Origin of the sequence: Mameliella sp. AT18, from assembly GCF_028807275.1 — a bacterium.
Taxonomy (GTDB): Bacteria; Pseudomonadota; Alphaproteobacteria; order Rhodobacterales; family Rhodobacteraceae; genus Antarctobacter; species Antarctobacter albus.
This window is the reverse complement of sequence record NZ_JARAMO010000298.1, coordinates 1-22,397: the sequence shown is the minus strand read 5'-3', so window position 1 is coordinate 22,397 and position 22,397 is coordinate 1. Positions and strand designations below refer to the sequence as shown.

At 61.4% G+C, this 22,397-nt stretch carries 8 protein-coding genes; 6 read left to right on the top strand and 2 right to left on the bottom strand.

The annotated features are described in order from the left end of the window. Positions 1 to 94: 94 nt before the first annotated feature. The 5 genes from PVW46_RS24210 to PVW46_RS24190 all read left to right on the top strand — a co-directional run bounded on the left by PVW46_RS24210 (position 95) and on the right by PVW46_RS24190 (position 6,864). Positions 95 to 340 (top strand): hypothetical protein, encoded by a 246-nt coding sequence (locus tag PVW46_RS24210; RefSeq protein WP_069211084.1) that lies wholly within the window; start codon positions 95 to 97, stop codon positions 338 to 340. Positions 341 to 1,184: 844 nt separating this feature from the next. Next, entirely contained in the window at positions 1,185 to 1,391 is a 207-nt protein-coding gene (locus PVW46_RS24205) for a hypothetical protein (protein ID WP_274578046.1), read from the top strand. 562 nt (positions 1,392 to 1,953) lie between these two features. After that, positions 1,954 to 2,547, top strand: coding sequence for a helix-turn-helix domain-containing protein (locus PVW46_RS24200; RefSeq protein WP_274578044.1), 594 nt, complete (start codon positions 1,954 to 1,956; stop codon positions 2,545 to 2,547). Further along, positions 2,534 to 4,840, top strand: coding sequence for a relaxase/mobilization nuclease domain-containing protein (locus PVW46_RS24195; RefSeq protein WP_274578043.1), 2,307 nt, complete (start codon positions 2,534 to 2,536; stop codon positions 4,838 to 4,840). Before PVW46_RS24200 ends, PVW46_RS24195 begins: the two co-directional genes overlap by 14 nt. Beyond that, entirely contained in the window at positions 4,840 to 6,864 is a 2,025-nt protein-coding gene (locus PVW46_RS24190; RefSeq protein WP_274578042.1) for a type IV secretory system conjugative DNA transfer family protein, read from the top strand. Before PVW46_RS24195 ends, PVW46_RS24190 begins: the two co-directional genes overlap by 1 nt. 98 nt (positions 6,865 to 6,962) lie before the next feature. Here PVW46_RS24190 and PVW46_RS24185 read toward each other — a convergent pair whose 3' ends face one another. Continuing rightward, on the bottom strand, positions 6,963 to 20,048 hold the full coding sequence (locus tag PVW46_RS24185) for a DUF4214 domain-containing protein (protein WP_274578040.1): 13,086 nt from the start codon (positions 20,046 to 20,048) through the stop codon (positions 6,963 to 6,965). Positions 20,049 to 20,751: 703 nt separating this feature from the next. Then, positions 20,752 to 21,300, bottom strand: a complete 549-nt coding sequence (locus PVW46_RS24180) for a recombinase family protein (RefSeq protein ID WP_274578038.1) — start codon at positions 21,298 to 21,300, stop codon at positions 20,752 to 20,754. A gap of 270 nt (positions 21,301 to 21,570) precedes the next feature. On the opposite strand from PVW46_RS24180, the gene PVW46_RS24175 reads away from it, so the two are divergent. After that, a complete protein-coding gene (locus tag PVW46_RS24175) occupies positions 21,571 to 22,017 on the top strand; it encodes a hypothetical protein (RefSeq protein WP_274578036.1) in 447 nt (148 codons plus the stop codon). The last annotated feature ends 380 nt before the right edge of the window (positions 22,018 to 22,397 follow it).

Here is a 22,397-nt window from a genome sequence, read left to right as displayed (position 1 = left end):
TGCGCCGTCCCTGACCCGGACAGATTCGGAAACCAGGCATTCGGCCATGCCACCACACTCACGTGGTGGTCCCCGAACATCTGGAGACAAGACCATGGCTTACGAGACCAAGACCGAGGGCGACCTTTGCCAGCAGTGCGACCACACCGGTATCACGGAGGCCGGAACGGCCACCGGGTGCCAACATGACGATGATGGCGGCTATGTCGTTCCCTGCACCGCCTGCGGCAAAGACGCGTCGCGGACGGACTGGCAGACCATAGATGGCGGGAGCGTCAACTTTCACTGGCGGGAGGTCTGCGCGCATTGCGGGCACGTCAGCGAGTCTCTCTTCGCCTGAACGTCACTGCTCACCGGGCGGCTCCGTTGCCCGGTGAGCCTTGCCTCTTCATCCTTGCGACATCCATGCGACCGGCGGCTGCGATACCGTCCACAAGAGCAGCCCCGCCCGGCCCCTGGCCGGGCGGGGCTGCTCCGCGTTGCAACTGGCCGAGACCACGCGGTCGGGTGACCAGGATGATCCGTGAGCGATTTGTGGTCATGACGGGCCCCTGCCGGCGGTTGCACCGCCGTCACCGCGCTCGCAGGTTCCGGCCGTGCCGGCCTCCACCCGGAACACGGTGCTCCCTGGACACGCTGAGCGGCATACCCCGGCGGCCGTCTCCTCCGGAGCCATCCGGCGGGGTTGCCCTCATGCGCGCCAGAAATCCCGCGATCCGCCCGTTCGGGTGCAGATCTCTGGGGCGGGCGCAGCGCATCGACCGCGCCGCACGTTGTCGGCGCCCAATCCCGGTCGGCAACCCTGCTGGCTGACCCGCAGCTTCATCACCGCCCGGGAGCGCGAGACCGGCGATGCGCTCGAGGCTGAAGAACGCGGGCGGGCCCACCGGGCGCGAGCGAACCATTTCACCCCCACGTTGGATTAGGGCGATCCGGACCTCTCCATATCTCATATACTCGACAGGACCGGTGGCGGCTGAGGAGCAAGTTGTACATCCGGGTCTCTCCTCTTTGCTATGCATGTGGATCGCACGGGGTCGGGCCGTCCGTTCCCTCCGCTGGCGCTCCGGCAAACACAAATACGGTTTCCACGCCCACCGGGCGCGAACCCTCCGCATTTGCGTTTGCGCCCGTCCCTTGTCCCCCGTGCCGGTCGATCCCCATCGCAAAAAGGAGAGACCCAAATGACCAACCACTACGTCGCCACCGTTCCCGTCAAGTTCACCGACAACGACGGCAAGGAACGCACCCGCTTCCAGCGCGTCGGCGCGATGTTCCGCAACACCCGCAACGGGGGCGGCTCGGAGTTCTTCAGCCTCAAGCTCGACTTCCCCGTCGCAGTCCAGGAGCTGGTGATGTTCCCGCCGAGCTCGAAGGAACCGCAGGAATAATCCACTGACGAGGATGGGTCGCCCACGGGCGGCCCTTTCCCTGTTCCAGGGAGTGCTGCGCCAGGTCCTGGAACAGGGCCTTCGGCCGGTGTCCCAGGGAAGGTGTCAGGACCGCGCGGTCCTGACGGGGACATCAGAGATCGCCTGGAACAGGTCTGCCGGCCAGCCTCAAGGGGGCCATCCGGAATAACAGCCGGGCTGCGCCCGCCGGTTTTTCCGGCAGAGATTTGGGCACCCAAATCTGTTCGCCCTTGACCCTGTCCGTCAGCCCCGTTGGGGGGGGGATTATGCACCGCCCCACGCTTCCGTCCGAACACATGCGTGTTCGGCCCGAAACTCGGGCGCGGGCATGACAGAAGGGCGATCGGTGGGCAGGTGGAGAGTGTCGGTTTTCCTGGGCCCTTCTGGCCGGGCCTCGCACCTGCGGTGCTCGGCCTGAAACGGAATTCAAGGTCGCCTGCCGGCAATCTGCGATAATATTGCATTGACCGTGATATATAGTTTCGTATGATGAGGGCGACCTTGAATGAAGGTGGCAGGAAATAGGGGGGCTTTCTTCCGCATGACCCGGACCAAGAGACTGACCGAGCTCGAGAGGGCGGAGATCGTCCGTGAGGCCGCGGATGGGGTCTCGACGTCGGAGCTGGCGGAACGGTTCGGCGTTACGGCTCGAGCGGTGCGCTACACCCTGAAAGCGGACGCGGATCGCCAGCGGGATGCGGCCGTGGCGACGGCCGCGGTAACGGTGAAGCTGACCCCGGAAGAGCTCGCCGCACTGGATGAGGTCTTGGCCACGGCTGGGATCGAGACCCGCACGGAAGGGCTCAGACGGCTGATCCAGGCGGCCGGGGGCACCTTCGTTCCAGACGCGAAGTTGGCGGGTGAACTGGCTCGCTACAGGGCCTCCCTGCACGAGGTCGGCAACGGTGTCGTGCAGATCGCCAAGCAGATGACCAAGGCCAACCAAATGGGGCAGGGAAGTGAAGGCGGAGCGGGCACCGAATTCTCAGAATTGCGCCTTGCGCAGATGCGCGGGCTGGCGCGGTTCATGCTCGATTCCGCTGACGAGATCGACCTGCTCCTGCGTCGTCGCCGGGACAGCATGCGGCTCTCCGCAACCTCCGCTCTGAGGGAGTTCGCACATGCGGCTGAATGATGCTGTCCATGATGTCACCGGGGAGATCTTCCGGGATGGCTGGAGCCGCATCCGGGGCTCGATGCAGGGGCTGCAAGCGTCCCGGCAGAAGCAACTCGTGCGCGCCGCGGCGGGTCATCGGGCGGCAGTCTTCAAGGCGATCCGGGGCGGGGGCACCATGACCCGCTCCCAACTGAGGAACCAGCTCGATTACCTCACCACGAAGTCCTCCCATATCGTCGACTCGAGCGGGTTCCTGGACGGCAAGACCAGGCTCGAGGCGCGCGAGATCAAGGACCTCACGGACCGCTTCTCCAAGCGTTGGAGTGCCGGGTTCAAGCCGAAACTCGGGCAGACGACGCACATGCTCATGTCCTATCCGATCGGCACGCGCGGCGAGGATGTCCGGGACATCACGGCAAATGTCGCCGAGCGGTTCTTCCAGTCCGACGAGGGACATTTCGACTACATCATCGCGGTCCATGAGGACCGGGATCACCCCCACGCGCATATAGTCTTGAACCGCCGATCGCAGGAGGGCGAGTTCTTCTTCCTCGGCCGCGACCACCGGTTCAACTACGACGATTTCCGTCTCGCGATGGTCGAGGAGGCCGAGAGGTTCGGCGTCCGGCTCGAGGCGACGAGGCGGCTGGATCGGGGCGTCGTGCATTACCCGCCCCGGACCCGCGAAGTCTATGCGGCGAAGGAAGAGGGCAGGGTGGCGGAACCCCGTCCTCGTGTCGGGGCGGATCTGGATCGCGCGCTGGCGGAGATCGCCAACACGCGGATCATCTATCACTCGCTCGCCGCGGAGGCCTCGAGGGAAAACCGCGAGGACATCGCCGATGCCCTGTTCCGGGCCGGGGCGCTCCTGGCGAAGGGCGGCAAACTCAATCTGGAAGGAGGCGTCTACATGGCCGAGGATCAATCTTTCGAGGACCTCAGAACCCGCTACGCCGACCAGGTCGAGCGAGTTCAGAACATGATCTCGGAGAAGTCGGAGGCGGAGCGGCCGAGACTCGAGAAGAGTCTGAACGAGATCCAGTCGCGGCTGGCACATATGCAGCCGCTGGGACTCCGGTCCGTCACCCTGACCGAGAAACCTTCTGACGGCGGGGTCTATTCGGAGACCAATATCGATGCTGCGCGGCTGGACCGCCTGCGCGATCCGGAGGTCCGGGCGCAGGTCGATACCGCGCTGCGGGGGACCGGGATCAGTTCTTCGGTGGTGGTCGCGCGGATGGAGACAGGTGCGCAGAATGCCGCGCTCGAGCGGCAATGGATCGCGGACGATCTGGTACGGGTTGCCGAGAAGGATGGTCTCAATCTCGAGCGTCACGCCGATCTTGAGACAGCGCGCGAGGTCCTCAACCGGGCCCATGTGCAGCTCGGCACCGCGCTGGAGCGGGCGGGCGTGTTGCGCCAGGACGGCGTCATGGAAGAGGAGGTCGCCCCGGAGCGGTTCCACTTCGATCGCGAGGCAGCCCGGGAGATGGAAGAGACCATCCGGCAGGAGATGCGCGCGGACGGCCTGACCCGGCAGCAGATCGAAGACCGGGACTGGGAGGTGGTCTCTAGCGCGGAACGCCGGATCGAGGCCGAGCAGCGCGCCTGGCTCGAGGCGCATCCGGAGCTGCTCGCGCGCCCGGGCGACGTGATCGACCGGTCGGAGCCCTACAGGGAGCACATCACCGACGAGGCCCGGGCCGGCGAGATCGCCCGCGAGGTCGACCGGATCATGGCGGGACGCGAGGTCCGGACCTCCGTTGCGGAGGCCGTCACCGAGGGGTTCCGGGACCGGTATCCGGACATGCCGTCGCATCTCGCCCGCGGGCTCGGCGTGACCTATGCCGACGTCGTCGAGGCGCGGGATACGGCAGCAATCAACGAGGTCCGCCGCGAGGCCGAGATGCGCGACGCGCTCGGGTCGGAAAGGACGGACGGCCGGCAGGTCGCCCGTGGGGAGCGCCTGCCGGACGAGATCGCGAGGGTCATCGACCACGAACGTGCGGGCTACCTCCACGCGCCGTTCCGGGATGACGGGGACCGTCTGAGCTACCGCGACGCCGTTGAGCGCGAGCTGGACGCGGCGCAGATCGACCGTGTGCGGGAGGGGGACGTCGACGTGCTGAAGACCCGGATCGAAGACCGTCTCGACCGGCTCTATGCCGCCAAGACCTACCTGCAGTCGGATGAATCCACCGCCAACAGCGAGGCGACCCGGGCCGTGGTCGAGGAGATCGCCGACCGGGAGTTCGAACTGCACCGTGCCGATCTGGTTGACGGGGAATCCGAGCGTGGGGAGACCCATTGATGGGAGGGTTCGGAAAGGGCCGCCTCGCCCTCGGCGTGGTGCTGGTCACGCTCGTCGCCACCCTGATCGGCTATGTCATCGCCTCGGCTGTCGTGACGTTCCGGGACCTGGGTTTCCGGGCGGAGATCGACTTCTTCTATATCGCCCAGAACTACCGGACGATCGGAGCCGCCCGTCCCGACGATTTCCGCCTGATCAACCTGATCATGGGCGGGGCGGGGGTCGCAGGCCTCATGATGAGCCTGGCGATGTCGGGTTCGGCGCTGACCCGCTTCGGCTACACCCACTGGCAGACCCGCCGCGAGATGAAGCGGAACGGCTTCTTCGGTGCGCCGGGCACGGGTTTCATCATCGGCAAGCTGGGCAAGCCCGGCTCGCGGGCGCCGTTTCTCTGCTCCCGGACCTTTCCGCATGCGTTGATCGTGGCGCCAACCGGGCGCGGCAAGACCACCGGTTTTGTCATCCCGAACCTCCTGACCTGGCAGGGCTCGGCGGTTGTGCTGGACGTGAAGGGCGAATGTTTCGAGGCCTCGGCCCGCCACCGGGCGGCGCAGGGCGACGCGGTGTTCCGCTTCGCGCCCACGGATTGGGAGGACAGGCGCACGCATCGCTACAATCCACTCTTGCGCATCTATGAGCTGAAGGACCCGGCGCGCCAGCAGATGGAGTTGCAGCTCCTGGCCACGCTCTTCCTGCAGAACGACAATGACCGCGTGCAGGGCCTCCTGAAGGGCGGGATCGATCTTTTTGTCGCCGCCGGCCTCCTGGCCTTCCAGCGTCGCCGGCCGACGCTCGGAGAGATATACCGGATCGCCGCCTCGGGCGGGCAGAAGCAGAAGGAATATCTCGCGCGCGCCCATGAGGTCCAGAACGCCGCGGCGCGGCTGATCTTCACGCGGCTGGCGTCGACTAACAACGACACGCTGACCTCCTATGTCTCGCTCCTGATGACCTCGGGGCTCGATCAGTGGCAGAACCCGGCGATCGATGACGCGACGGCAGTCTCGGATTTCGACTTCCGGACGATCCGCAAGAAACCATTCAGCGTCTACCTCGTCGTGCAACCCCTTATGGTGAAGCCGCTGGCACCGTTGATCCGGCTCTTCTTCTCGGACCTGCTTTCGGCGCTGCAGCACAAGGAGCCGGGTCCGGATGAACCCTGGCCGGTCATGATCATGCTCGACGAGTTCAACCGGCTCGGCAAGATGCCGAGCGTGGCCGAGAGCATCGAGGTGCTGCGCGCCTATCGCGGGCATCTGGCGGTGGTCACCCAGACCATCCCGGCCATCGACGAAATCTACGGCGAGAACACGCGGCGGGCCCTGCAGGGCAATGCCGGGATCAAGCTCTACCTGACGCCTTCGGACGAGAAGACCGTCGAGGAGTTGAGCAAGGCGGTTGGCAAGACCACGAAGACCGTCGTCACCCGATCCCGCGCGGTCGGCAAGAACCCGTTCGAGGGCCGCAGCCAATCGGAGCGGACCGAAGAGGTCTCGCTCCTGCCCGAGGATGAGGCACGCCGCCTGCCGCTCGACGAGATCGTCGTCGTAGTCGACGCGCAGATGCCGGTCCGGGCCAAGCGGGTGGTGTATTTCGAGGATCCGTTCTTCAAGGGCATCCATGCGGCTCAGGAGGGGGAATTTCCATTTCCGAAGGGGCCGGTCCCTCCGATGGGGGAATTGCCCTTGAGTGTCCGGGCGATGCCCACGGCGCCACGAGGATCAGGTCTGACGGAGCGTGACTTTGAGGCCAGGATGGGTCTTACGGAAGCCGGTGAAAACTTGGCCGTCCATGACGCACCTGCTGCGGCGTCCCGGCCTGTCCGCGCTGCTGTCCTCGCGGACGAACAGCGGCAGATGGAGATGGATTTCGGAGGGCAGGAGGCGCTCAAGCTCGATGATCCGAACGAGCGGGACAAGGAACAGATTGAGCGGGCACTCAGCGATCTGGAGCGATTGGAAGGGGAAATGACGAGTTCGGCGAAACTTGTTGGAGAGGCTGGCGAGAAACTCGAGGCCGGTTAAACGCCCAGGCAGTTTCATTGCGGGTTCGCATTGCAATAGGGTCCGCCGTAACCGGCTAATTCGCCGGGTATCCGCAAGCGCGGCCCCGGCGACTGGGTTTACTGCAACAGGATATCGTCCTGCAAATCAGCCAGCGTGACGTTGAGGATTGTCAGCGTATCGCCGTTCCCGAAATCGAATACAACGTCGCTGCCTTGTTGCGAGGCATCTGCCAGGGCATCCTGAACCGTGGCGTAGCCCATGTTGAACAACAGGATCTCGTCGACGTCATCTTCGAAGTCATTGATCTGATCGTGGTCCCATCCGCTTGTGAAACGGAAGGTGTCGGCACCTGAATGTCCGATGAGGATGTCGTCGCCACCACGACCACTGATCGTATCGTCACCACCGCCACCCCAGATCGTGTTGGCAGATCCATCCCCGGAAAGAATATCCGAGAAATTGCCGCCATGCAGGTTTTCGATGCTGATGTAGCTGTCTCCGGCTGCCTCGCCGGTATTGACGCCCGGAGAGGCCAGATCGGCCCGCACCGCCGTTGTCGCGGTGTTGTATTGCGCCCGGTCCACACCGTCCCCGCCGTTCAGCGTATCCGCCCCTTGGCCGCCGATCAGACTATCATTGCCGTCCATGCCGGACAGGAGGTCGTCGCCCGCGCGGCCCTGGATTTCATCATGGCCAAGGCCGCCCCAAAGAACGTTCTCGGCATCGTCACCATACAGGGTGTCGTCACCGCCCCCGCCGTGGAGGTTCTCGATATCGATGTAAATATCGCCGGCCGCGGCGCCGCTATTGTTCCCAGGCGTCGCCAGATCCGCGACCAATCCGCTATCCGTGGTGTAATACTGGGCACGGTCCGTGCCATCGCCACCGTTCAAAGTATCGGCTCCCGCGCCACCCCAGAGGACATCATCGCCGGTGCCGCCGTCGAGACTGTCGTTGCCGCTGCGACCGTGGATCTGGTCATGGCCGCCCCGTCCCTGGATGAGGTTGCTGCCGGTGTCGCCGCGGAGAGTGTCGTCGCCATTTCCGCCTGTCAGGTTCTCCACCGAGATATAGACATCCCCTGCGGCAGAACCAGTATTGTTTGCCGAGATTTGCAGGTCAGCGACAAAGGCGCTGTCGGCGGCGTAGTAGAGTGCGAAGTCCAGGCCATCGCCACCATCTAGCGTGTCGGCTCCGGCGCCGCCGGTCAGTACATCATTGCCGGCGCCGCCAGTCAGACTGTCGTTTCCATCCCGACCATCCAAGGTGTCCGCCCCAGCATCGCCATGCAGTGTGTCATCGGTCATGTCACCAGAAAGACTGTCACTGTAAGCACTTCCTCGGACTTCCTCGATCCCGAAATAGCTGTCACCGGCTGCATAACCTGTGTTCAACGCCGTGTTGGCGAGATCGATCGTCAGTCCCGAGGGCGCGTCGGTGTATTGCGCGACATCAATGCCTGTGCCGCCGCGCAGTTGGTCGGAACCGGCGCCGCCGATCAGGATGTCATGACCTTCGTCACCATAGAGCGTGTCAACGCCATCCCCGCCGTAGAGGATATCGTTGCCTTCCGAACCATTCAGCTCGTCATTTCCGCCAAGACCGAAAAGGATGTCCTGTTCGACATGGCCATAAAGCGAGTCGTTTCCGGCACTTCCGTCCACCTTGAAATAACCCTGCCCATTGTCCCGCCAGTCCGGATCGAATGCAGGGGAGACGGTGAAGACGAACATGCTGTCGTCGTTGAAATCCGACAATTGCTTGCGCAGAAAGACAATCGTGACGCCTCCGCTGGCAAAGACGACGTTCTCGCCCTGTTGCGTGAGCAAGGCCCGGACCTGCGCGGCAGTGGTGAAGCCAAAATCCGCAAAGACAAGCTGGTCCCAGTCTTCGAGACCGACGATGGTGTCCGTCCCGCTGTCACCAGCCCGGATCACGTAGCGGTCCATCAGGATGCCACCAAAGACCGTGTCATCACCGGAACCGCTGTCGAGAATATCGTCGAAGCTGTTCGACCGGACCCAGTTATAGACATCCGTGCCCGTCGCCGCGACGAACTCGTCGCTCTGGACCATCGCTTCGACGAATTCTGCCCTTGTTTGGCCGTTGTCGAGCGCTGTGGTGCCATCAAGGATTTCCTGCGATGTTCCGCTGCGCCCCAGAATCTCTGAATACATGGCCTCGACGAAGGCTTGGTTGCCAAGCGCGCCATAACTGCTTTGGAAGGCGCTTGAAGCGACATACTCAGCGACAAGTTCGCCAAAGCTCTTGCCCTGTGCCAGATCGAGCGTCTCGCGCAGGTAAGTGTCCAGGTCGATCGTACTGGGATCGCCGCTTACCAAGGCCGTGTAGAGACGGAACAGATCGTCCGTATAGGCCGCCTGGTAACCCGCATCGGTAAAGAGCAGGGCGGCATCGGCCCAATAGCCATCCGCTTCGGCGCTGAGCGCGATTCCGACCACAACCTCGGCACGGGTCTTCGTCCCGTTGGCGAGATGCGTGGTCCAGGTACTCAACCCGGTCGGGTCAGGTTGACGGCCAAGCCCGTTGATGTAGAGATAGGTGACGAACTCCTCGTCGGTCATTACCCCCTGTGCCTGGAACTCGGGCGAAGCAAGGAATTGCTCCGCAGCCTCTTTCATCGACAACGAGCCGTTGACCACCTGGTTGACCCAATTGAGGTGGCCGGTTTGATCCGGATCGCGGGCCATTGCCGCGCCGTAGTACTGTACAAACTCGATGGCGACAGGATCGGTCTTGTAGTTCCAGACTTCGGAATAGAGCAGATCGTTGCCACCATGCCCGAGAAGCGTATCGCTGCCTCCCTGACCATAGAGAGTGTCATTGCCTGTCTGACCGAGAAGGCGATCATCACCGGCCCCACCGTCGATGACATCTGCACCGCCACCGCCTTCAACGGTGTCTGCGCCGTCACCGCCGAAGAGCGTGTCATCCGCCGCCCCACCGTCCAGCGCATCCGCACCGGCATCTCCATACAGGCTGTCGTTGCCTTCACCGCCATCGAGTGTGTCCGCACCATCCGCACCGAACAAGGTGTCGTTTCCGGCCCGCCCCAGCAGCCAGTCCCGGCCGGCTCCGCCGCCAAGCAGGTCTGCGCCATCACCGCCATCCACCAGGTCGTCACCGGCGCCGCCTACGAGGATATCCGCTCCACCTAGTCCGTATAGGGAGTCTGCCCCCAAGAGACCGTTCAGCGTGTCATTGCCCTCGGTGCCATCGAGGTGTTCGGCGTTCTCGGCGCCCGTACGCGAGACACCGGTGAAATTCTCCCTGGTCCAAATCGTGCCATCGCCGTAGATCAGCGCCTCGATCCCACGCGTTTCCGATCCATCGTACTGGTTTCGGATGAGGATGGTCTCCGCGAAGCTCCCGCCATCGACAACAACTTCCATGTCATCTGGATCGGTTCCGAGTTGAAGAGCCAATTCTCCAAGAGCGATTTCCTCCAGCCAGAGGACATCCGCGTCCGCTACGGGCAGTCCCGAATCCGTAATTGTGTCGTTGCCATCGCCCCGCCGCCATACGTAGGTGTCGGAACCGTCACGACCGACAAGTGAATCAGCTCCCGCGCCACCGTCGAGAGTGTCGTTGCCATCGCCACCGTCCAGTGTGTCTGCGCCTTCCAGGCCGAGGATATAGTCCCGGTACGCGGTGCCGTCGATGACGTCATCATTGGATGTGCCAAAGAGCCGGGCCCTGTCCTGTATCTGTTCCAGGGTCCAGGTCTGACCATTGTCAAAGGTGATCGCTTCGATCCCGCGCCCGTCCGTCGGGTTGCGGAACTGGTCCCAGATTTCGATATCGGTCAAACCCGAAGAGGTGACGATTCTCACGGTCAGGTTGTTGCTGTTTGGATCACGTATGAGGGAAACCTCTCCCGGCGCCACATCTCCCAGTGCCAGGATGTCGGCGTCCGAGGCGCTTCCTCCGTCATGCACGAGGTCGGCGCCATCGCCGTCCAACCAACGGTAGGTATCGCTGCCTGCCTGGCCAACAAGCGTGTCGCTCCCGGCCCCACCGATCAACGTGTCATTTTCTGCGCCGCCCAACAGGCTGTCATCGCCCGCGCCGCCATCGATCACATCCCTCAGTTCCGTGCCGCTCAGCGTATCGGCACCCGCGGTGCCGGTGAGCGAGGTGTTGGCAAGGATCTGGTCCAGGTTCCAGACCGAACCGTCCTGGAATGCGATCTCTTCGATCCCCAGCCCAAGGTTTGCCTGGGCAAACCGGTCCGTCACGGTGATCGTGCTGGTCAAGCCGAATTGTGTAACGAGGATCTTGAGGTCGTTGCTCGCCGCCTCGCGTATCAGCTCCACGTCACCGGGCATGACATCTGTCAGGACCAGGCGGTCTATCTCGGTTGTATCGGAACCAGTATCGACGATCTGGTCATTTCCATCCCAGAAAGCCCAGAGGTAGGTATCGCTGCCACTGCCGCCGTCGAGTGTATCCTGGTGCAATCCACCGTCGATCGTATCGTCACCGCCGTTGCCATTCAGGACGTCCGTTCCGTCGAGGCCATCGATGAAATCGTCCACCCCTGTCCCAGACAGCGTGTCCGCGGTATTTGTCCCGATGCTGATCTCCTGTGCCGCCTCGTCGTCCAGCACGTCCAACACGGTTCCATCTTCCAGGAGAATCCGCTCAATGCCTTTGCCCGTGGAGGCAGACGCAAGGCGGTCCTTGATCGTGATAACCTCGCCGGACCCGCTTATGGTTACGAGGATATCGTCACCGGACCGGGAGAGCGTCAATTCATCAAGCCCAACACCATTCAAGTGCAAGGCGTCAGTTTCTCCGGCAGGCCCGCTGTCGTTGATCGTGTCGCTGCCATCGCCGGGTGACCAGACATAGGCATCGTTGCCATTTCCGCCGAGGAGGCTGTCGTTTCCAGTTCCTCCTTCGACGATATCGTCGCCGGAACCCGCGTTTATGGTATCGTTTCCACCGAAGCCGAGGAGGTTGTCGCCGTAGCCGGTCCCGTTCAATGCTTCCGATGTGGCGTCCCCCCGCGTTTCCGTCAGGGCCAGGATATCGTCGAGTTCCAGCCGCGTCCCGTCGCCGAATTCGATCGCCTCAATGCCCCGGAATTCATCCGTATGCTCGAACCGGTTTTTGACCAGGAGGGTGCCGCCATCCGGCCCTGCGATCGTGACGGTCAAATCGTCGCTGCCCGGGATACGGGTCAGTGTGACATCCCCCCGCGAGACATCTTCAAGGAGGAGTGTATCGATTTCGACAAGCGACGTCCCGGAATCCGAGATCGTATCGTCGCCATCTCCGCGCGACCAAACATAGCTGTCGTGACCATTTCCACCTTGGAGAAGATCACTATCCTCCCCGCCGATCAGTGTATCGTCGCCAGCACCGGATTGGAGCGTATCCGCACCCGCCAGGCCTTCCAGAAGATCGTCGCGCCCTCCGGAAGTCAGAGTATTGGCATTTGCGTTGCCATAGACCGAGGCCAGTTCGAAGATCTGCGCCTGCGACCAGGTGGTCCCATCCGGAAACAGGATCCCGGACAGGCTGTTTGTTGCTCCCTGCGTGGAGCCGGCAAAGAAATTCTTGACCGTGATGGTTTCGGTGCTTTCGCCAGGTGGCGAGATGTAGATCTTCAGATCATCGCCAACCTGTCGCATCGCGACATCTTCGGGACCGACATCGGCCAATTCCAACCAGTCGGTTGCGTCAGCAATATCGACCTCAATCTCCGGACCCAAAGGATCTTCCGGATCCGGGATCAACTTGGTCGTATCCTCCGAAATCGTGTCGTTTCCATCGCCTTTGGCCCAGCGATAGATGTCGCTTCCCTCACCACCATCGAGGGTATCGTCCCCAAGACCGCCGGTCAGCGTATCATCGCCCCGGTCACCGGTCAGTTTCTGGGCGCCACTGTCTCCGACGAGGTTGTCATCGAAATCGGTGCCGCCGACATTCCCTCCTTGGGCAGACGGTTCGGAACTGGTCGCGGCCAATATGTCGTCCAGCGACCAGACCGTGCCGTTGGAGAACAGGATTTCTTCGATCCCTTTACCGTGTGTGGCGTCCTGAAAACGGTTCGTCACCGTGATTGTCTCGATCCCCTGGCCTGTGTCGATGGAGATGACCAGGTCCTTGGTGCCCGAAGGACGCGTCAGCGTGACCTGTCCCGGCAGCACCTGGGACAGTTCCAGCCTGTCAGCCTCGAGTAGCGATTGCCCACCATCCGAGATCGTGTCGTTGCCATCGCCCGGCGCCCATCGATAAAGATCGCTACCGTTGCCACCGTTGAGAACATCCGAGTCACCGCCACCGATCAACAGGTCAGCACCATTGTTCCCGACCAGGGTGTCGTCTCCGGCTCCTCCATCCAGCGAATCCTGCCCGGTAGTCCCGGCCAGGTTCTGGGCGCCCGCCCCGCCGGATTGCTGATTGATCGTCGCCAATGCGGGGGCGATATGAGCGTTGCCGGTCGCGAGGTGGTCGGCGCTTTGTGCCAATGAAACCGCGAACTGCGCCTTGGAAATCCGACCCGAGTCAAGGTGACCTTCCCACAGCGCCTGTTCGGCGGCAGTGGGCGCGCGACCTAGCCCGTTCCAGTAGGCTTGGGTGACCAGTTGCGCATTGGTCAGCCCGCCGAGGCCAGCGGTCTCAACGCCGTGAACGTCACCGTCGAGCGCGAGCAATTCCAGGGCCAGGTCCTCAAGCGTCTCCGGCGTGCCCTCAGGGTCTGCCGGGCCGTTCATCAAACGGTCCGTCAGCTCGGCCAGTTCCTGCGTGCTGGGCGCCCGATCATAGATGACGTCGACCAGGTTCGTGACCAACGCCTCGACATAGGTCCGGTCAAGCACCCGCTCGAATTCCGCCGGGTTCATGACCACGTCGAAGTTGTTCGTGATCCGGTGGCTATTGCCCACGACGATATGTTCCGAGGAGTCCGCGATATGGTGAACCAGATCCTGCCGTGACATCCCCGCTATGGTGATCGGATCCTCCGGGTCCCCGGCCGGAAGCGAAGGTTCTTCTTCCTCTTCGTTCGTGTCGAAATTCGACAGCGCCTGAAGATAGGTGTCCAGCTCATCCAGGCTGGGAGCGCGGCCATAGCTGTTCAGGAAAACCTGGGTAATGAATTCCGCATCGGTCAGTTCCTCACCATAGCGCGCGGTGAATTCGCCAGAGCCCATCAGGTCGCTGGCAAGCTGCTCGGCATCCAGTTGCCCATCGGCGATATAGTAGACCAGCGTTTCCAGCTCGTAGGCGTCAAGATCGCGGTCGAGGAGGGTGTCATAGAGCCGCTCGGCCTCGGCGATGATCGCGGCCTTGGTCTTCTGGTCGAGCGATGTGGAATAAGTCTCCACTTCGGGATCCGGCGCTGTCAGGTCGAGCAGTTCGGAGATATACCCGTGTGTGTAGGTCAGCCAGGGCTCCGGCGTTCCGGGGCTACTGATCACCAGCGTCCAGTGTTCGACACCGAAAGGATCGACCTCATGATGCGTGGAGATATTGATCTGGGCATTGGCAACGTCACCGCCATTGTCCCAGCTATAGCTGCCGCTGCCATCTGGCACATAGCGCGTGGTCTGGACCAGGTCGCCCCGATGCTCGGTCATGACCAGTCCATCAGCGTCTAGCGTTTCCACGAAACGGCTGGTCTCGGCGCCAAATTCGTCGAACGTCCGGGTTGTCGTGATCTCTTTTCCGTCCGCGAACACCTGGGTCTCGATGGTCTTGTCCGGCAACCCGTTGCCGTCAAAATCCAGCGTCCGTTGGACGGTCCGTCCGTCCGCGCTGATCTCGGTCACGGACCGGCTGCGCAGGTCGCAATTGGCATAGGTAACTTCGCGCAGGATTGTCCGGCGACCATCGTCGTGCAACGTGGTGGTAGAAGTTTCGGACCCGTCGATATCCCCGTCGCCGTCCATGTCGATGCTGCGCACAGAGGAAAGGCCGTCCGCGGCCGTGATTTCAGTGGATTCGTATGTCAGTTGCGCGCCGATCATTTCCTGGATGACCAGTTTGCGGGCACCATCTGCCTCGAAAGAGGTATCTATGCTGCGTTCGATATCTCCAATGCCATCCGCATCCAGGTCCAGCACCGTCTGCCGAAACATGCCGTTGGCATCTTCCACACGTGTGATCTCTGCATCTACGGAGCCACCGGCGCCAATGTCCCGATACTGCGTGGTGAGCGCCTGGTTTGCGTCCAGACTGCTTTCGACTTCGCGATCCAACAGGCCGTCGCCATCCAAATCGATGGCCAGCGAGGTCTCGAGTCCATCGTCGCTGACGGTCTTGATCGATTCAAAGGTCAGCACATAGCCGGCGGCATACCGCTGCAAGGTCTCCACGTAGCCGCCGATGGCGCCATCCTGGCGGGTGTAAATCCGGTTCGCCGTCCCGTCCCCGTCACTGTCGGTCGAGACCGTTGAATAGAGTCCGTCACCGCTGGTGTAGTTTGTGATTTCGGTCAAGAGGGCCGAGGATGCGTCACGCGTGGTCTGGACCCGCAGGGTCGCGCCATCTTCAGCAAAAATGGTCTCATCCCGGGTCAGGAAATCCGAGACGCCATCCCCGTCAAGGTCGATCCGGCCGGAGACCGCCATTCCATTGGTGCTTGTCAGGTAAGTGGCGGAGGCAATCACCTCGAACCGCGCGTCCAGGTGCGTGACATCGCGTCGTGTCACCCCGCTGGCGGCCAGACTGGTGATGTCACGCATGGCATAATCGGCCAATCCGTCGCCATTCGTGTCGACATCCAGAGTTGTCGTGAAACCATCCGCAGAGATGGTCGCGGTCCGGGTCCCGAGCAGGCTTTCCCCCTGGAAGTAGGTGGCGGCCTTCGTGATCGTTCCGTCATCGGCTTCTGAAATCACCGTCACCGAGTCATCAAAGCCATCGCCGTCCGCATCCCGCGAAAGGGTCGAGGTCCTGCCATCCGCCGAGGTTACGCTGGTGGACCCGGCCAGCAGGTCGGTGTTGGCGGCCCGTTCCTCGACCGTCACGGTTTCGGTCCCGTCCTGTGCCAGGTCCGTTGTCGTGGTGATCGTCAGGTCTGCATCGCTGTCGAAATCCAGATCATAGGTTTCCACCACTTCGCGCCCGTCGCCGGACACATCCAGTGTGTCGCGGCGGTAGATGGTCCCGTTCGTGCCTTTATAGTCGGTCGTGGTCACCTGGGATCCATCCGCTCCCAGAACGGTTTGGGTTCTCACAACGGTTTCGTAGGCAAGATCGCCGTCGCGATCCAGCCGGCTGGTCTGGACCAACCCGGTGTCGCTGGTTTCCAACCGTGTGCGCGATTGCAGTGACCCGTTCGCGTTCAGGGCCTCCGTGGTTTCCGTCACGGTCCCATCCATCGCAATGGCATAGTCGGTTCTGAGATCCCAGTCGCCGTCGCCGTCCAGATCACTTTCCGTAACAACAGAGCGCCCGTTATCGCTGGCAATCACCTGCGTGAACCTGCGCAGATCTCCCTCCCGGTCAGTGACTTCGAACCGATCCACGGTGCCGCCATCATGGCGCAGTATGGTCGTGGATGTCTCCACAAGATCGAAGACACCGTCTCCATCGGCGTCACGGGAAACCTTGCGGTCCAAACCATCGTCGCTGACATCCGTCCGGATCTTGCCCAAGACTGTGCCATCGGCCGCCCGGGTGGTGGCCAGGGTCGAGGTCCCGCCACCGCTCAGCAGATCGGTCTGGGTCTCGGTGCTGCGTTCGAACACACCGTCGCCATCCGCGTCCAGATCCAGAGCCGTTTCCAACCCGTCGTCGCTGGTTTCCAGGACGGTCAGCGAGCGCGTGCTGCCGTCGCGATTCTGGATTTCCTTCGTCAGGATGGTGCTGCCATCATCCTGCAAGGCTGTGGAAGACAATTGAATGCGATCATCGAAGCTGTCTCCGTCCAGGTCGACAGAGGTGGTCGAGACCAGGCCATTGGAGCTCGTCTCGATCCGTGTGACGTCGATCGTCGTGCCGTCCGGGGCGAAACGGGTCACAGTGGTCACCGAACTTCCGTCAGAGGCGATCACCTTTTGACGGGTTTCGTCCGTGTTCCCGTCACCATCGGCATCGATTGTCGTCAGCGCGTTCAGCCTGTCCGCGCTTTCGAGAACCGTGTGACTGTAAAGCAAGGTGGTGCCATCTCCCGCGAACAGCTGTTCGGTCTCCAACCGGCTGCCATCGGGGTTATTCGAGAAGGTGACGCTCCTGACCTGGTCGGCAAGCACATCCCCGTCCAAATCACTGCTGGTCGTGACGTCGAGCCCGTCCGCGCTTGAGACGATGGTATCGGCACCAAGAAGATCATCGTTTTGACTGGCGCGCGTGACGATCCTGGTTGTCGTCCCGTTCGCATTCAGTGTCGTGACATCGGTGACGATCAGATCGAGATCCCCGTCGCCATCCGAATCCAGCTCGGTCGTCTTGGACAGACCATCCTCGCTGGTGGTCTCCACCGAGGTCGCCCGAATACTGCCATCCGGGTTGCGATCCCAATGGCTGGCAACGCGCTCCAATGTGACCGCATCCACGACAACTTCGTCGATCAGGTCCGTGGCATCAAACACACCGTCTTGCGCAAGATCGACCTTGCGGGTCATACCAACCTGGTCCGCGTCAAGCTCGACACGAACCTTGCTCCGGACGGAACCGTCGGTATTGGTCTTGGTCACCGTCTGCATCCGGCTGCCGTCCGCATTCAGCACCGTCGCGTCATGCGTTGTCAGGTCGGTGTCCCCATCACCATCGAGGTCGGAGACCGTAGTGGTGATCAGCGCGTCGTCCGATTGCGTGATGGTCGACGCGTGACGCAGCGATCCATCCCCGTTCAGAACCTCGTAGACGGTCTGAGTGCTCCCATCGGCGAGGATGGACAGGTCGGTCACCTCCGTGACATCCGTGAACCCATCGCCATCGATGTCCCGGCTTACCGTCCGGTCCGTGCCATCGAAACTCGTGACCTCGGTATGGGACCTGCGGATTGACCCATCGGTATTGGTGACCACGAATGTCTCGGTACGTGGATCCTGCGTGGTCGAAAGCGTCTGGTTCGTGGTGACGTCCCAGTCGCCATCGCCGTCCAGATCGACCCGGTCCGTCCTTTGTTGGCCTGACGCCGTCAAGGTCTCGAAGGTCTTGCGAATGGTGCTGCCGTCCTCGGCAAGGTCTTCGACGGTGATATGCCAGGCTCCGTTGGCCTGCAGGATCCGCGTTTCCTCCTGGTCGATCCAACCGCCACCCGTGGTGTCCCGGTGGATCGTGACCGAACTTCCGTCTACACTTCGGGTCGTCGTGGTTTCATTCACCAGGACGCCCGTGGCAACCTCCGAGCCGATGTAATTGGTGACCTTCCGTTCGGTTTCGACGCCCACCGTCGTGGCGATCTCGATCATCTGAACCCGGTCGACAACGCCATCACCATTGTCGTCGTAGAAGTTCGTGACCTCCGAGCCGTCCAATGCACTGACCGCCGTATAGACAAAGGCGACCGCACCGCTGGCATCATAGCCGGTCTGGATCACCTTGCGTTCACCGTTGGCCACGGTATCGCTGCGCGTGACCCGATAGCTCTGGCCATCGGCCACCAGGGTGACGTCGCCCAGGGTTCCGGTTCCACCCCCGGAATAGGAGAAACTCGCCTTGCCGGTGATCACCGACCCGTCCGGCAGTTCTATGTTGGTGGCATCCTCGTTCAGGTTCAGCGAAGTGATGCCCAGTTGCGCAAGCGTCTTGGCTTCCTGCGAGCCGTCCTCATTGGTGACCAGCACCTTGAAATAGTCGAAAGGCTTGTCCGAGGCATTGATCACCCCGTCGCCGTTCACATCCCAGGTCGCCGGGTCATTGGCGTCGATATCGCCATCGTCATCAGTATCGAACACCGCCTTGAGCGCCGCGATATCGGTGGGCGCCGTTGGATCCCACTCGGTAAAGATGAACTCCAGCGCTTCGCTGATCGCCCCGTCGCCATCGGCATCGAAAAAAAGAACGCCATCGCCCGGCGCCGCCCAGGACGTGCGGTTCTCGAGGCCGTCGCCATTGCTGTCAAGGAACGTCGTGGATTTCGAAAACTCGGTGATCTCGATTCCGTTGCCGTTCAGGTCGAGAAGAATTGGGCGCGGGTAGTTCGTGTTAATCTGCCCGCCGTGGTCGTGATACTCCGACTCTTCAACAACGTTCGACGGTGGCTCATGGTCGCCGTAGCCAATTTCGGTTCCGTCAGATGTCGTGACCGTGCGCGAATCGTAGCCCGATCCGTCATTTCCATGTGTCAGACCGTCAGGCGACCGAGTTCCATCGCCAGCAGGCCCCGTCCTGGTTGCACCGCTTCCGTCATAGGAGTTCGAATTGTCGTTGGAGTCCTCGCCCCTTTCGCCGAGCTTGGGTACATCTGTGACGGGTTCACCCAAACTCAGATTAGCCGGAAAAGCCAAGGACGATCTGAGGTCGAGACCGTGCAGCCCATCACCGAAAGTGAAGCCCCCGGGCGGACCGAAACTGAGGTCCCCAAAGGGGGTGTAGCCCGGAGGCGAAGCGATGTCTTCCGGAAAGCGGAAGCTCTCTAAACGATGAGGAGGGGGAGGGTCCTTAGGATACGCCTTAGCAACATGCTTAAGGTGCTCTTCACCGGCGCCGAGTTCTTCGTAATAGTCATACGATGTTCTGGAAATAGTTCCGTCGGGATGATGTGTCGTGACTTCAACACGAATTCTATCAACCCAAACGCCGTCGACCCGCGTGGAGGGATGTAGATAGTACCGACTAACCTCATAGGCTCCATTGGAAAGAACTTGAGAAGACTTGACGGCATTGTCCGCTACGGGAATTTCTAAGTTACTTAGATAATCATAGGACCGTTCAAAAGCCCAACCTGCGACATAGCTTCCAATACCTGAACCTACGGCTCCCCCAAAAGTACCACCAAATCTTGTTCCTACCGCCGCCCCCGCGACGCCGCCCACAACTTCACCCACGACACGCGCAATATCGCGATCAGACAGATGGCCGTCCGAAACTTGTTCGCCGACTGAAAAAGCAATGTCATAGGACAGGGTAATAGATGACATAACCGGAGAAGCTGGCGCGAATTGGTGAAGATACGTTGTCGCAAAAGACATATATCCAATAAAATTAGCTTCGCCCTCTTCGTTTCTCCCCAGAATCTCATCGTAGAGATTTCCACCAATGTTATCCAGCCAAGCCAATTCCAACCCCCTCGACCTTAACTAGTTCTGAAATCAATGCAAATCCTCAACCTTAACTAGATCAGAAATAAATGCGAATCGCTCACACAAAAGCAGGGCGACCTCAAGAGAATCAAAGCACTGAAAAATTCACTGCAATCGACCGCGCATGATGTCAATCAATAAAAAAAATGGCCATAAACAAAAAAGCACCGCCCCGGGTAAGTATAAACGGCTGTCCGAAAACTCATCCGAAAAAACGACATAGATGAGAAAAAAGCCAACATGGCAGACAGAATAGAAGAGAACCGCATTTCTTAGCTTTAGCGGTTTCCCGTTAGAGTCTTTGGACTTCCTGGTCACAACCAGCCCCCTACGTTCAAAGCGCGCCTGAAAAAGTCCCCACAATTTAGTCGAAGATGAATGGCGTGATTAAAAACCCAAGCCGACTCAGATAGATAAAGCCATGTGCATAACCATGCCATAGCAACGGTGAAGTTCAGACTATAGCTCCCAAACTTTTCACGATACACCGCGAGAACGCCACTTCCTAAACCTCGCCGCCCAGTCAACCATAGAACGTTGCCGCTGCCGCTGTTTCGCGCACGTCCCGCACCTCTCCAATTTTGCTACTATCGCTCAACAACTCTGACACGTTCGGGAAACGGTATGCAAGACCCTAGAGAATTATTTCACTTGATGTCAGTGCGAACTGACTGGATCCTCACCACAACTCGTTCCCCTTCACCGCCCTCGCCACGGTCTGGGGCGCGACCTGCAGTTCCCGGGCCAGTTCCGCCAGGGTGACACTCCCCTCGCGCAGGCGTCGGGCGCAGGCGCGCGCCTGTTCGGCGGTGATGATCCGGGGGCGTCCGATGTGTTTGCCTCGGGCGCGGGCGGCCTGCATGCCCGCGCGGGTGCGGTCGCTGATCTGTTCGCGTTCGAACTCGGCGAAGACCGCAAGCTGGCCGTAGAGCATGCGCCCGATGGAGGTTGTCGTGTCAATCCCTTGGGTCAGCGCGATAAAATCCACGCCCCGGTCGCGCAGCTCGGAGAGGAGTTGCAGCAGGTGCAGGGTCGACCGGCCCAGGCGATCCAGCTTCCAGACCACCAGCGTATCCCCCTTGCGGAGCATGGCGAGCAGGTCGTCAAGGCCGCTGCGGGCCACCGCCGCGCCGGACACCCCATGGTCGCAAAAGAGGACGGCGCATCCCGCGGCCTGCAAGGCATCCCGTTGCAGCGCCTCGGTCTGATCCTGATCCGAGACGCGCATGTAACCGATTTTCCTGCCGATATAAGAGGGTGCGCCCATCACCTCAGCATGAGGCGGTTTTTGCGTCGGACAAGCGGAAATCATGGCATTTTTTCCTTTCCAAAAGGGTTCCCTTTTGAAAGGCGCGCCGCCCCTGGGTTTCAGGCCGGACACAGGCGGAATTTCCTTGTGGATATCTGCGCGGATGGCCGGTTTTTCGATTTCAGGCTAAGGTACAAAAAGGGAACCCTTTTGGACACCGTCGCTCTCGAACCACTCAAGGAGACGGATATGACGCATGTATTGGGACTGGCCCTGAGGACGGGTGGCGCAACGATTGCGGCGTGCTGGATCGCGTTCTGGGGATATGGGGGCGTTCAAGGCGATCTTCCGCCCCTCTCGGTCATTCCCGGACTGGCGCTTTTGACAGGGGGGATTGGCGCGGTCGCGGGCCTGATCACCGCTCTGGCGGTTTCGCTTTACCGGTATTTTCGAGCGAGGCGGGATCCGGCCTACAAGCCGCTGGACAGGGGGTATCGCTGGATGGGGCGGCTCGGCCTGGGCCTGCTGGCTGGTGCGGGCCTGTGCTTTGTGGTCGCTGCCACGGGCGAAACCCCGGCGCATGACGTTGTCGACGGTTTGGGCCTCGGCTTCCTCGTGCTGGGGGGTATTTATACCTTCGTCTGGCTGCCCCAGTTCATCGGTCATGCCCTAGGGTGGAGCGACACGGCCTCCTGATTATTTCGGGCGCCCGGTATCAGGGTCGATCGGAAGTCCCGTGTCCGGATCCTGCCCGGATTTCCGCTTCTTGAACCGGTTTCTGGAGTCCTTGAGGCCCTTGGAGGTGGAGCTGATCCCGCTGCGTGCAACGCTTACACTGGCAACACCGCCGACAAGAACCTCACGGGCTCCACCGATCGGACGCGAACCTATGACCTCTGCCTTCGGAAGGCTGGATGTCGATTTTGAACAGAGAACAATCAAACAGCGGCCAGGTAAATCGGGAGGCCAGCTCGGTCAAACCTACCCCATTCGGAGGCGCTCCGGGCTCACCTGGACCTTGGGGAGGTTAAAGAGTGCGGTGAAGTCTCGGCACAGAGCGGCATCGCCGATAATTT

Excerpts from the sequence above, each read along its gene's own strand:
- PVW46_RS24175 (WP_274578036.1), top strand. The coding sequence starts at position 21,571 with ATGACGCATGTATTGGGACTGGCCCTGAGGACGGGTGGCGCAACGATT.
- PVW46_RS24205 (WP_274578046.1), top strand. The coding sequence starts at position 1,185 with ATGACCAACCACTACGTCGCCACCGTTCCCGTCAAGTTCACCGACAAC.
- PVW46_RS24180 (WP_274578038.1), bottom strand. The coding sequence starts at position 21,300 with ATGCGCGTCTCGGATCAGGATCAGACCGAGGCGCTGCAACGGGATGCC.
- PVW46_RS24190 (WP_274578042.1), top strand. The coding sequence starts at position 4,840 with ATGGGAGGGTTCGGAAAGGGCCGCCTCGCCCTCGGCGTGGTGCTGGTC.
- PVW46_RS24195 (WP_274578043.1), top strand. The coding sequence starts at position 2,534 with ATGCGGCTGAATGATGCTGTCCATGATGTCACCGGGGAGATCTTCCGG.
- PVW46_RS24210 (WP_069211084.1), top strand. The coding sequence starts at position 95 with ATGGCTTACGAGACCAAGACCGAGGGCGACCTTTGCCAGCAGTGCGAC.
- PVW46_RS24200 (WP_274578044.1), top strand. The coding sequence starts at position 1,954 with ATGACCCGGACCAAGAGACTGACCGAGCTCGAGAGGGCGGAGATCGTC.